An 11,766-nucleotide genomic window follows, 5' to 3' on the forward strand; every position below is an offset into this window, starting at 1 on the left:
ATCAACGTCTTCGCGCGCCGATGTGCGTCGAAACGCCGGGCCGACTAACTGCGGATGATCAGTTGCGCGCCCGTCTGTTGTTTGGCGCGCTTCTTGGACGCCGATCGTCGTACCAACACCCAGATAAAATGCGCGTCGGAACGGTCGGGCGACTCCGTCCTCAAAAATGAAAAAATCAGAATGAGTTCGTTTAACAAGACCGATTTCGCGGATCAGGAACAGGCATTGTTCAAAATGAGCCGCTTCGGAAACGCGCTGAGTTCGGGTTCGGTCTCGATCGAGGCTGCGATGCATTCCGCCGCGGGACCGAGGGAACGTTGACGGATTGGAGTGGGTCGATGAACTGGATTACCCGTACTTACTACCAATTGCAGCGCTGGTGGAAAGCCATCCGCCTATATCTGATCATTGCCGGTCCCGGTGTGGTCGTGATGATCGCCGACAATGACGCCGGCGGTATCACCACCTACGCGGCGACCGGGTCGAAGTACGAATACTATCTGATCTGGTTCCTGCTTCTCCTGATTCCAGTGGCCTATTACGTCCAGGAAATGACGGTTCGTCTTGGCGCCATTACCAAACGTGGCCACGCCGAGGCTATCTTCGATGGCTTCGGGGCGTTTTGGGGCTGGTTCTCGCTCTTGGACCTGCTGCTGATCGACTGGCTAACCTGGGTCACTGAATTCATCGGCATGACCTCGGCCCTTGCCATCTTCGGCGTCCCCGCATGGGCGACGGTGGCCGGCGTCTGTGCGCTGATGGGCTTCATCATGCTGAACGGTCGTTATTGGACCTGGGAAAAGATCGCCATGGCGTTCTGCGCCTTGAACCTGATCTACATTCCCGGCGCCTTTATGGTTCACCCGAAGGTTTCGGACATATTCGCCCACGGCCTCCTTCCCAATTTCCCAGGCGGGTTCAACGCCGAGCTGTTCTTCTTCCTGATGGCCAACATCGGCACGACCATCGCACCGTGGATGCTGTTCTTCCAGCAGTCGTCGGTCGTCGATAAGGGCCTCCAAGGCTCCACGGAAGCCGCAGAGGCGATCGCAGGCGCAACGCGTTTCGTCGAGGCGGTTGAATTCGCGCTGCAGATTCACGGGTCGAAATAGCTCGCCTCGACGCGGCGCCATTCGGCGCTGGCGGTGATCTCGATCAACGCGCGGTCGAGCGGCTTTTTCAGCGCGCTGCCGGGCGGGAGCGCGATCGCCATGAAGGCGGGGGCGAGCACGCCCTGCGGCGGCTCGATCGTTCCGCTGAAGCGCGCGGCGACCGCGTATTGCAGCGCGCCGATGCTGTTGACCACCGCGTCCGCCTCCCCGCGCGAAAGCGCCGCGAGCGCCGAGGGCAGATCGTCGAACGACGCGTAGGAAAGCCGCCGCTCGTCCAAAAACTCGGCGCCGGACGAGTGCGCCACCGCCGCAAGCCGCCGCCCGACGAGGTCGGCCTCGCCGAGCGGGCGCGCCCTCGCGACCCGGTCGGCCGTCATCTTCGAGACGATCGTGGTTGAGAGGATCGAGATCAGCGCGACGCTCGCCAGCATCCAGAGGATCGCGATCGCGCGGCCGCCGGTCGTCTTCGGGGTCTTGTCGCCGTAGCCGACCGTGGTCATGGTCACGACGGCCCAGTAGACGCCGTCGCGCAGCGACCCCACGGCCGAGTCGTGGCTCGGCGCGCGCTTCGGCTTCTCGACCAGCCACATCGCCACGCCCATCGCGATCAGAAGCCCGAGCGTGATCGCGATCAGCGGACTGAGCTCGGCCACGACCGAGGCGTAGGTGCGGAAGGCCGCGAGCGGGCCGCTGTCTTTGCGCAGTGCGACCGCGACGCCAGAACGGTGCGCCGGATAGCTGAAGTCGACCCGCGCCAGCCTCTCCGGCGTGATGGTGATCGCGCCGATGGCTGCGTCGTAGTCGTTGCGCGCGACGCCGTCGATGACCGCCTTCATCTCCGCCACCGGAATGAGACGATACTCGCGGCCGAGAAACTCCGCCGCCCGACGCCAGAGGTCGACGCTGACGCCGTCGATCGTCCCGTCCGGCTCGGCGTGGCCGTAAGGCGGCACGTCGTAGACCGCGACCCGGAGCGGCGCGTCTTCGGCCGCGACGCTTCCGGCGGCAAGAATCGCCACGGCGAGCGCCTGCGTAAGCCGCCGAAGGAAGGCCGCGGTTGCATGGGGGAAGCGGTGGCGACCGGATGGCATCGTGGGGTCAAGCGAAGAACAGAAGCGGGATGCTAGCGCGGCAAGACGAAGATCGCGTGTCTTTATGCCCGACTGCGGCCTCGATGCGCGACGGCCCAGGATAACCACGATCGAACAAGGGTTTGACAGCCCGGCTGCGCCGCCTCCTATTGTTTAAGCGAGCGCCGAATCGACGGCGAGACCCATCGCGAGGAAGCATGCCTGAGGACGCAGCAGTTCCGACCGCCGGCGCGATCTCGGCCCGCATCGACCGGCTGCCGGCGACGCGAACGATCTGGACGATGCTTGTGCTGCTCGGCTTCGGCATGTTCTTCGAGCTGTACGACCTCTTGTTCACCGCCTACGTCGCGCCGAGCCTGGTCAAGTCGGGCGTGCTGACGGCGAGCACAGCGGGCCTGTTCGGGACGACGGGCGTGGCGAGCTTCATCGCGGCCCTCTTCACCGGCCTCTTCGTCGGCACGATCCTGTGCGGCTTTCTGGCCGACCGCTATGGCCGCCGCGCGATCTTCACCTGGTCGCTTCTCTGGTATTCCGTCGCCAACGTGATGGTGGCGCTGCAAAGCGACGCCTTCGGCCTCAACGTCTGGCGGTTCGGCAGCGGCGTCGGCCTCGGCCGCGAGATGGTGACGATCGGCGCCTATGTGAGCGAGCTTGCGCCCAAGAGGCTTCGCGGCCGCGCCTTCGCGGTCAACCAGGCCATCGGATTCACCTGTGTGCCGGTGATCTCGTTCCTCGCCTTCGTGCTCGTGCCCGCGGCGCCGCTTGGAATCGAGGGCTGGCGCTGGGTGGTGCTGATCGGCGCGGCGGCGGCGCCGATCGTCGTGGTCCTCCGACGTGGGCTACCCGAAAGCCCGCGCTGGCTCGCCAAGCATGGCCGCCTCGCCGAGGCGGATCGCGTTCTCAAGGTGGTCGAGGCGAAAGTCGAGGCGGAATACGGCAAGCCGCTGCCGCCGCCCGGCGCCGACGAGCCGGTCGCGCTGGCGAGCTCGTTCATGGACCTGTGGATTCCGGGCGTGCGCGGGCGAGTGATCCTGATGAGCGTCTTCAACATCTTTCAGACGATCGGCTTCTACGGCTTCTCGAACTGGGTCCCTTCGCTCCTGGTCAAGCAGGGGATCACCGTCTCGACCAGCTTGGGCTACACGACAATCATTGCGCTCGCGGCGCCGGTCGGGCCGCTGATCGGCTTTGTTCTCGGCGACCGGTTTGAGCGCAAATGGATCATCGTCACGGCGGCGTTCGTGATCCTCGTCGCCGGGCTCGCGTTCGGGCAGACCCGCGAGGCGGCGCTGATCATCGCCATGGGCGTCCTGCTGACGCTCGCCAACAACATCATGTCCTACAGCTTCCACGCCTATCAGCAGGAGCTGTTCCCGACCGGCATCCGGGCGCGCGCGGCGGGCTTCGTCTATTCCTGGAGCCGGCTCTCGGTGATCTTCAGCTCCTTCATCATCGCCTTCGTCCTCGACGCCTTCGGCGCGCCGGGCGTGTTCGTCTTCATTGCCGCGGCGATGGCGATCGTGATGGCGGTGATCGGGATTTTTGGGCCGCGCACGACAAACCTGGCGCTAGAGACGATTTCGCATTGAGGAGTTTGCGCCTTCTGCCCTGCGCGAAATGAATGTTACAGTGCGCGAATGAACTCGACTCTACAAAAGCTCCTGCCCGCCCTCGAATCCTGGCCCGACGAAGACCAGGAGGCTCTTGCCGAAGCCGCGCGCGAAATCGAAGCGTTACGTACGGGCGTGTACACGTTGTCGCCAGTCGAAGACGCAGCGGTTGCTGAAGGCCTTGGGCAAGCCGATCGCGGACAGTTCGTCGAGGAGCCGCGAATTCAAGCTCTGTGGAAACGCGCAGGGCTGTGATCGTTCGCCGCGCGCAGGTCTTGACCCGCGCGCGGCCTCGATCGGCTACTCCGCCGCCATCCGCACCGGCTCGTCGCGATAGATCAGGTCGAAGCGGTCGGCGTCCATCACCTTGTTCCAGGCCGCAACGAAGTCCTTCAAGAACTTCTCGCGCGAGTCCGCCGAGCCGTAGACTTCCGCGAGCGCCCGGAGTTGCGAGTGCGAGCCGAAGATCAGGTCGACGCGCGTGCCGGTCCACTTGACGGCGCCGGTCTTGCGGTCGACCCCCTCGTACTCGCCCTCGGCGCCAGCCTTGGGCCGCCATTCCGTGCCCATGTCGAGCAGGTTGACGAAGAAGTCGGGGGTCAGCGTTCCCGGCCGATTGGTGAACACGCCGTGCTCGGCGTTTCCGACGTTTGCGCCGAGAACGCGCAGGCCGCCGACGAGAACCGTCATCTGCGGGGCCGTGAGCTTCAAAAGCTCCGCCTTGTCGATGAGCAGCTCCTCGGGCGACGTGCGCGCCGGCACGACGCGGAGATAGTTACGGAACCCGTCGGCGACCGGCTCGAGCGGCGCGAAGGAGTGCGCGTCGGTCTCATCCTGTGACGCGTCCATGCGGCCCGGGGTGAACGGGACCTTCACCTCGTGTCCGCCGTCCTTGGCCGCCTTCTCGATCGCGGCGGCACCGCCGAGGACGATCAGGTCGGCGAGCGACACCTTCTTGCCGCCCGGCGCCGAAGCGTTGAACTCGTTTTGGATCGCTTCGAGCTTATTGAGAACCTTCGTCAGCCGCGCCGGCTCATTGACCGCCCAGTCCTTCTGGGGAGCGAGACGGATGCGACCGCCGTTGGCGCCGCCGCGCTTGTCGGTGCCGCGGAAGGTCGAGGCCGACGCCCAGGCGGTCGAGACGAGGTCGGAGACCGTGAGGCCGGAGGCGAGGATCTTCGCCTTGAGAGCCGCGACGTCGGCCTCTCCGACGAGCGGGTGGTCGACCGCCGGAACCGGGTCCTGCCAGATCAGGCGCTCCTTCGGCACGAGCGGGCCGAGGTATCGGACGATCGGCCCCATGTCGCGGTGGGTCAGCTTGAACCAGGCGCGGGCGAAGGCGTCGGCGAACTCATCCGGATGCTCGTAGAAGCGCCGCGAGATCTTCTCGTAGACCGGGTCCAGCCGCAGCGAGAGGTCGGTGGTCAGCATGGCGGGGGTGCGGCGCTTCGACGGATCGTGCGGATCGGGCACGGTTCCCGCGCCTGCGCCGTCCTTCGGCGTCCACTGGTAGGCGCCGGCCGGGCTCTTGGTCAGCTCCCATTCGTAGCCGAACAGGTTCGAGAAGTATTCGTTGCTCCACTTCGTCGGCGTCTTGCTCCAGATGACCTCCAGATTGCTGGTGGTCGCGTCATCCCCCTTGCCGGAGCCGAATCTGCTCTTCCAGCCGAGGCCCTGCTCCTCGAGCGGAGCGCCCTCGGGTTCGGGACCGAGCCATTCCTTGTCCTTGGCGGCGCCGTGGGTCTTGCCGAAGGTGTGGCCGCCAGCGATCAGCGCGACGGTCTCTTCGTCATTCATAGCCATGCGCTTGAATGTCTCCCGGATATCGATGGCTGCCGCGACAGGGTCCGGCTTGCCGTTCGGCCCTTCCGGATTGACGTAGATCAGGCCCATCTGCACGGCGCCGAGAGGATTCTGAAGATCGCGCTCGCCCGAGTAGCGTTCGTCTTCCAGCCACTTGCCTTCGGGGCCCCAGTAGATGTCCTGGTCGGGCTCCCAGGTGTCGGCCCGTCCGCCGCCGAAGCCGAAGGTCTTGAAGCCCATCGACTCGAGCGCAACGTTGCCCGCGAGCACCATGAGGTCGGCCCAGGAGAGTTTCCGGCCGTACTTCTGCTTGATCGGCCACAACAGACGGCGCGCCTTGTCGAGGTTGGCGTTGTCCGGCCAGGAGTTCAGCGGCGCGAAGCGCTGCTGGCCGCCGCCGGCTCCGCCGCGTCCGTCGCCGATGCGATAGGTGCCCGCGCTGTGCCAGGCCATGCGGATGAACAGCCCGCCGTAGTGCCCGAAGTCGGCCGGCCACCAGTCCTGCGAGTCCGTCATCAGGGCGTGGAGATCCTTGACCACGGCGTTCAGATCCAGGGTGTTGAACTCCTTGGCGTAGTCGAAATCCTCGCCCATCGGATTGGACTTGGCGGAATGCTGATGCAGGACCGAAAGATCCAGCTGGTTTGGCCACCAGTCGCGATTCGTGTAGGCGCGGTTCCCGTGGTTGACCGGGCACTTGTTTTCGCTGGTCATGGCTTCATCGGTCCTTTTCGCTGATTCCCGTCGGAACAACAGCCACGAAACGTGACGCTTCGTGGCGACTGGCGATCCGCGCCGACCCTATGCGGCGCGCGTGACGTTTTGCGGGCGGGCAGGCGATGTCGGCGCGTGCATTCGTCGGAATTGTTCCCTCCCCGGCGCTTCACATTTTGCGACGACATATTAGCGCCTCTTACCACTGCGTGAAACGAATTCTTCCGGCGCTTTTGATCGATATTTCCGATTCCTGCTGCGGCTGCGCCGAAAGAAATCGGGCCAAAGGGAGATGACCCGCTGCGCGCTTCGGCCGCATTTGCCCGCCGCCGCCGGGGACGGTAAAAGCTTGCGAAATGATCAATCTGGCCAACCCGACGGTCTTCGTAGACCTGACGCGCCGCGCCGTTCCGTGGCTCGCGGCGGCGACGGCCGCCCTGTTCGCCGTCGGCCTGACGCTCTCATTCCTGGCGCCGCCGGACTATCAGCAGGGCGAGAGCGCCAAGATCATGTATCTGCACGTACCGGCGGCGATGATGGCGTCCTTCGTCTACGCCGTGATGGCGGCCGCCGCGCTCGGCACGCTGGTGTGGCGCCATCCGCTCGCTGACGCCGCGCAGAAGGCGGCGGCGCCGCTCGGCGCGGGCTTCACCTTCATCTGCCTCGCCACCGGCTCGCTGTGGGGCAAGCCGATGTGGGGAACCTATTGGGTGTGGGACGCCCGCCTGACGTCCGTGTTGGTGCTGTTCCTGCTCTATCTCGGCCTGATCGCGCTGTGGCGGGCGATCGACGATCCGGGCCGGGCGGCGCGCGCCGCCGCGATCCTGACGCTGGTCGGCTGCGTCAACCTGCCGATCATCAAGTTCTCGGTCGACTGGTGGAACACCCTGCACCAGCCGGCCTCGCTGTTCCGGCTCGGAGGACCGACCATAGATCGGTCGCTGCTCTATCCGCTGATCGTCATGACGGCCGCCTTCGCTTTCCTGTTTCTCACTTTGCATCTGATGGCGATCCGCAACGAGATTTTGCGCCGGCGCATCGCGCGCGTGACCATGCTGGCGGCGGCCGAGGGCGACCGGTTCGCGACGCCGTCGCTCGCGACCGAGGGCGCTTGAACGCTATGCTGAGCGACCCGCACATCGGCTTCGTCGTCGCGGCCTATGCGGTCGCTGCGGCCGTCATCGCCGGGATGATCGGTTCGGTGGTCTTCGACTACCGTCGCCTCAGCGCCCATCTCGATGAGGCCAACCGCGCGCTGGAAGCCGCGCGCGGCGCCGCGGACCGCCGGCGATGAGCGCGGTCCCCGGGGCGGCGCGCCCGCGCCGATGGCTGGCGTTCCTGCCGCTCGCCTTATTCGGGTTGCTCGCCGCGCTGCTGTTCGTTCGCCTCTACGCCGGCGACCCGTCGAAGCTTCCGTCGGCCCTGATCGGACAGTCCGCCCCGCCGCTCACCCTGCCGGGGATCGATGGCGCCAGCGGCCTCGCCGACGCCGATCTGCGCCAGGGCCACGTCAGCGTGGTCAACGTGTTCGGCTCCTGGTGCGAGCCCTGCCGGTTCGAGCACGCGAACCTGATCGCGCTCGCCTCCGACGAGGCGCTCAAGCAAAAGGGCGTCGCCGTCTACGGCGTCGCGCAGAAGGACTCGACCGAGAACGTCCGCCGTTTCCTCGGCGCGCTCGGCGACCCTTACGCCAAGGTCGGCCTCGATGCCGACGGACGCGCCGGCATCGACTGGGGCGTCTACGGCGTCCCGGAGACTTTCATCGTGCGCGGCGACGGGACCATCGCCTACAAGTTCGTGGGCCCGATGACCGCCGAGTCGCTCGATAGCGAAGTCAAGCCGCAGATCCTGAAGGCGATGGGCCAGCCCGCGTCCTGACCCCTCGTCGCTCGCCCGCGGGTCCCGCCGCGCCGATCAAAATTCCGCGATTGCAGGGGAATGATCCTCTGCCGGCATCGGCATGTCGCAGTCAGGCGATGTATGTTTTCGAATCCGGGGCCCGCCGCAACGAGAGGAAGTCCCGCCGCCAACCGCTCAAGGGAGGTCACAAAGGTGTCTTGGACTTCTGTCGCCTTGGCGAGCCAGAGCGAAAATCGGCTTTCGACGCTTATCTCGCGACGCGCCTGACGCAGTGACCTGACAGGGTTTGAGGGGGCTCCGCGCCAGCCCCCATGCAATCGGGCCACTGGACCATTTTGCGGTTGCGTCGAGGCGCCGCATGGCGACGCGATCGCTGATTGCGGCGGACGCGGGCAACAACCGCGTCACCAAAGCGCGATTCGACGGAACAGCAGTCCGCTCTAACCGCCGCAAGCCGGCAAGGGAGCCGCGCCTTGTTGCGAGACAGCGTCCAGATCCGCGGCGGTGATCGGCTGATCGACGACGAAGACGTATGACGCTGCCGAAGCCACGCCGACCGCCGCGCCCACGATCAGCGCGGGAACGAACGAGCCGGTTTGCTGAACGATCAGCCCTGTGACCGTGGGCGCGAGCGCGCCGCCGAGGTAGCCGCCGAAGTTCTGCATGGCGCCGATCGAGGCCGTGCAATTTGTCGGGGCGGCGACCGAGCTCAGCGCCCAAGCGCAGGTGCTGGTTACGTAGACGAGAAACAGCGCGGCCGAAATGAACACGATAGCAAGCGCGTTACTGGTGACGAAGGCTGCGGCGACCGTGCAGGCGGCGGTGCCGCACAAAGCGATTGCGGCGGGAACCCTGCGGCTCTTCACCGGCGATACGCCGCGGCGCACGAGTATGTCCGATATATAGCCGCCCAGGATCCCGCCGACGACGCCCCAGGCGAAGGGGATGGCCGCCGCGAACCCCGTGAACTTGACGCTCATGTGCCGCTCGATCTCGAGATAGCCGGGCAGCCAGGCGGTGTAGATCCAGGTTAGATAGATGCAGCCGAAATAACCCAGGATCATGCCCCAGGTGGTCCGGAAGCGGAACAATTGCTTCCATTCCCTCAGGGTCACCTTGGTTCGCTGCCCTGGCGGATCGCCCTGGGTGCGATAAAGGGTCTCCTCCGCCGTAAGCGTGACGTCGGCCGGATTGCGGTAGGCGAAATACCAGATCGCCGCCATGACAAGACCTGCGGCGCCCATGATCACGAACATCGTGCGCCAGCCGAAGCTCAGCATCAGGAAGGTCAGCAGAGGCACGGCGATCGCCGTGCCGAGGGACGACGCACAATTGAAGATGCCGGTCGCGAGGCCGCGGTCGCGTGGATTGAACCAATCCCGGACCACGCGCGCGCAGGTCGGAAATTGCGGCGCCTCGCCGACGCCCAACAGGACCCGGGCGCCGAAGAACTGGCCAAAATTTTGGACAAGTCCGCCCAGGACCTGGGCGAGCGACCAAATGCTGAGGCCACAAGCCAGCAGCAACCGCGGCCCGAGCTTGTCGACCATGGCGCCTGTCGGCAATTGCGCGAAGGCGTAGGCCCAGAGAAACGCGGATAACAGGTAGCCCATGTCCGCAATGGAGAGGCCAAGATCTTGGCGGATGAGAAGATTGGCGACCGCGAGGGTCGCCCGGTCGACATAATTGATCACGCCGCCCACGACCAGCATGGCGAGCGCCGTCCGCTGGACCATTTTTACGCGCGGCGTCGGCTTCAGCGCCTCCGACATTGACATTTCCTCGTCCTGGATTGTCTTTTTGACCTGTCCCGACCGGAGCGGCCCGCAACGATCGGCGACCGCAACGAACTTAAGCCGAGACCGAGATTTTCGCGATCTCGCCGGCGCTTGGGAGACTCTCGATGCTCCAGCAGGCTTCGATCACCCGCTTGATCACGGAAGGCGTAAGGATGCCGTCCGCAAGGTCGGCGAACGTGGTTTCGAGCTGTTTGTCCGTCATCGGAACTTCGACGCTGCCGATCGCATGCGCGATGAAGCGATGCAGCGTCCGCCCGTCCTTCAGCGTGATCGTCATGTCGACCTGGGCAGGATCGATCCCCGGCGTGACGACCGGGGTTACCTTTCCGCGCAACGCGACGACCGCGGGATCGTTGACCGCGCGATCGCTAAATTGCTTCTCTCCGCCGGCGCCCTCGACAAGCGCGACCGCAACGGCGTGATAGATGCTGAACTTGCCTTCGAGGCCATCGTGCGGACTTGGCTTGCCGGTGAGTTCGAGCACCAGCGGATTCACCTTGAGCTCCACGCGCTCGAGCTGATCCGCGGCAAGCTGGTTTTCGTTGCGCAGTTGAATGGCGGCGTCGATCGCAGGATGCATCACGATCCCGCAGGCGAACGGCTTGTACGTGTTGAGCAGGGCCTCGTAGCGGACCCCGAGATCGTCCAGAATCTCGCGATAATCCTGCTTGGTGCTGACCGTATTCGCCCAGCCCCGCTTGGCTTCTATCATCTCGTCCGAGGAGGTGAAGTTCTTCGACGCCAGCAGGCTCGCGAAAATGCCGTTGCTCGCGGCCCGTCCCGGATTGAAGCTCTTGTTCATCGATCCGAAGGACTCGCGCAAGCCCACCGGCTGCGACGCTGCGAGGCCGAGCGCCCAGACCATCTGCTGTTCGTCGAGGTTCAGGAGCTTTCCAACGGCGGCGGTCGAGCCGAAAACGCCCGCGGTGCTGGTGATATGCCAGCCCACATCGTAGTGGTTCGGATAGACGGCGTTGCCGATCCGGCATTCCGTCTCGACCCCGAGAACGAGCGCATTGAGAAAGTCCCTGCCGGAAACGGGCTGCAGCTCCGACAGCGCGAGAATTGCGGACGCCACCGGACCGGCCGGATGGATGATCGTCTTCAGGTGGGTGTCGTCGAAATCGAAAATATGGCTCGAGACGCCGTTGACGAAGGCGGCGTTCATGATGTCGAACCGCTCGCGGCGGCCCAAGAGCGAGGCTTGCGCCGGCCCCGAGAACGGCGAGAGCGCCGTGACAGCGATCTCCACTGTCTGATGACGCGATCCGCCGATCGCGACGCCGACCCAGTTCAGAAGCGTCCGGACGCCTTCCTTGCGGACGTTCGCCGGCAGGTCATTATAGGTCGCCGTCACGAGATAATGCGCCAGAGCGCGCGTGACCCCCTTCGCCGGGGCGCGATTCGCGGCGCCGCCGGAGGCTTCCGTCGTCTGGGCGAAAGTCGGGCCGCCCGCCGCCATGGCGATGGGGACGGCCGCCACAGTCTGCATCAAGGTCCGGCGATCGGTGTCGGGCATGTCGACGGCCTCCTCGGGCGAGGCGAAATCGCGTTGCGCGCGCTTGGGCGCCTGAGCCGCGCCGCACGAGGAGCGGGGCCAAGAAGGGCCCAACATGGCTCCCAGAGCGTTTGGGAGCGGACGGAAGACCCACAATCAGGACAATTCATGACAGCAACGGCCGCCTCGCAAGTCAATTCTGCGTTGAGGCTTTTCTCGCGCTTCGGAGGCCATACAGGCGACCGGCGTCCTTTTTGGCCAGTTGCATGAATTCGCAGC

General features: G+C 65.3%; 10 protein-coding genes. 5 read left to right on the plus strand and 5 right to left on the minus strand.

Features of this window, described 5'->3' with window-relative positions; translation table 11 throughout:
- Positions 1-294 (minus strand): hypothetical protein (locus ACLP25_RS30740; protein WP_442472883.1); only part of this gene is annotated, 294 nt, incomplete at its 3' end.
- Positions 295-338: 44 nt separating this feature from the next.
- Between ACLP25_RS30740 and ACLP25_RS30745 the strand changes: the two genes are divergently transcribed.
- Positions 339-1,112, plus strand: coding sequence for an NRAMP family divalent metal transporter (locus tag ACLP25_RS30745; RefSeq protein WP_442472884.1), 774 nt, complete (start codon positions 339-341; stop codon positions 1,110-1,112).
- Here the strand turns inward: ACLP25_RS30745 and ACLP25_RS30750 are convergent.
- Positions 1,097-2,131 (minus strand): transporter substrate-binding domain-containing protein, encoded by a 1,035-nt coding sequence (locus ACLP25_RS30750; RefSeq protein ID WP_442472885.1) that lies wholly within the window; start codon positions 2,129-2,131, stop codon positions 1,097-1,099. The two genes, ACLP25_RS30745 and ACLP25_RS30750, sit on opposite strands and share 16 nt — an antisense overlap.
- Before the next feature lie 269 nt (positions 2,132-2,400).
- Here ACLP25_RS30750 and ACLP25_RS30755 point away from each other — a divergent pair, with 269 nt between their 5' ends.
- Positions 2,401-3,792 (plus strand): MFS transporter, encoded by a 1,392-nt coding sequence (locus ACLP25_RS30755; RefSeq protein WP_442472886.1) that lies wholly within the window; start codon positions 2,401-2,403, stop codon positions 3,790-3,792.
- Positions 3,793-4,113: 321 nt separating this feature from the next.
- Here the strand turns inward: ACLP25_RS30755 and katG are convergent, their stop codons facing one another.
- On the minus strand, positions 4,114-6,330 hold the full coding sequence (gene katG, locus ACLP25_RS30760) for a catalase/peroxidase HPI (protein ID WP_442472887.1): 2,217 nt from the start codon (positions 6,328-6,330) through the stop codon (positions 4,114-4,116).
- A 356-nt stretch (positions 6,331-6,686) separates the two neighbouring features.
- Here katG and ACLP25_RS30765 point away from each other — a divergent pair, with 356 nt between their 5' ends.
- From ACLP25_RS30765 to ACLP25_RS30775, 3 genes are read left to right on the plus strand one after another with little or no spacing between them, the layout of a single operon-like run.
- A complete protein-coding gene (locus ACLP25_RS30765) occupies positions 6,687-7,445 on the plus strand; it encodes a heme ABC transporter permease (protein ID WP_442472888.1) in 759 nt (252 codons plus the stop codon).
- 5 nt (positions 7,446-7,450) lie between these two features.
- Positions 7,451-7,624 carry a heme exporter protein CcmD gene (gene ccmD / locus ACLP25_RS30770; protein WP_442472892.1) on the plus strand — a complete coding sequence of 58 codons (174 nt, stop codon included), beginning with the start codon at positions 7,451-7,453 and terminating at the stop codon, positions 7,622-7,624.
- A complete protein-coding gene (locus tag ACLP25_RS30775) occupies positions 7,621-8,208 on the plus strand; it encodes a DsbE family thiol:disulfide interchange protein (RefSeq protein WP_442472889.1) in 588 nt (195 codons plus the stop codon). The genes ccmD and ACLP25_RS30775 overlap by 4 nt, the downstream gene beginning before the upstream one ends.
- Before the next feature lie 422 nt (positions 8,209-8,630).
- Here ACLP25_RS30775 and ACLP25_RS30780 read toward each other — a convergent pair whose 3' ends face one another.
- Both ACLP25_RS30780 and ACLP25_RS30785 read right to left on the minus strand, forming a co-directional pair.
- On the minus strand, positions 8,631-9,968 hold the full coding sequence (locus ACLP25_RS30780) for an MFS transporter (RefSeq protein ID WP_442472890.1): 1,338 nt from the start codon (positions 9,966-9,968) through the stop codon (positions 8,631-8,633).
- Positions 9,969-10,041: 73 nt separating this feature from the next.
- Positions 10,042-11,508, minus strand: coding sequence for an MmgE/PrpD family protein (locus tag ACLP25_RS30785; RefSeq protein ID WP_442472891.1), 1,467 nt, complete (start codon positions 11,506-11,508; stop codon positions 10,042-10,044).
- Between the last annotated feature and the right edge of the window lie 258 nt (positions 11,509-11,766).

The organism is Roseiarcus sp., from assembly GCF_052145395.1.
Lineage (GTDB): Bacteria > Pseudomonadota > Alphaproteobacteria > Rhizobiales > Beijerinckiaceae > Roseiarcus.

Coding starts and splice junctions, on each gene's coding strand:
- ACLP25_RS30745 (WP_442472884.1), top strand. CDS start 339: ATGAACTGGATTACCCGTACTTACTACCAATTGCAGCGCTGGTGGAAA.
- ACLP25_RS30780 (WP_442472890.1), bottom strand. CDS start 9,968: ATGTCAATGTCGGAGGCGCTGAAGCCGACGCCGCGCGTAAAAATGGTC.
- ccmD (WP_442472892.1), top strand. CDS start 7,451: ATGCTGAGCGACCCGCACATCGGCTTCGTCGTCGCGGCCTATGCGGTC.
- ACLP25_RS30775 (WP_442472889.1), top strand. CDS start 7,621: ATGAGCGCGGTCCCCGGGGCGGCGCGCCCGCGCCGATGGCTGGCGTTC.
- ACLP25_RS30765 (WP_442472888.1), top strand. CDS start 6,687: ATGATCAATCTGGCCAACCCGACGGTCTTCGTAGACCTGACGCGCCGC.
- ACLP25_RS30785 (WP_442472891.1), bottom strand. CDS start 11,508: ATGCCCGACACCGATCGCCGGACCTTGATGCAGACTGTGGCGGCCGTC.
- ACLP25_RS30755 (WP_442472886.1), top strand. CDS start 2,401: ATGCCTGAGGACGCAGCAGTTCCGACCGCCGGCGCGATCTCGGCCCGC.
- katG (WP_442472887.1), bottom strand. CDS start 6,330: ATGACCAGCGAAAACAAGTGCCCGGTCAACCACGGGAACCGCGCCTAC.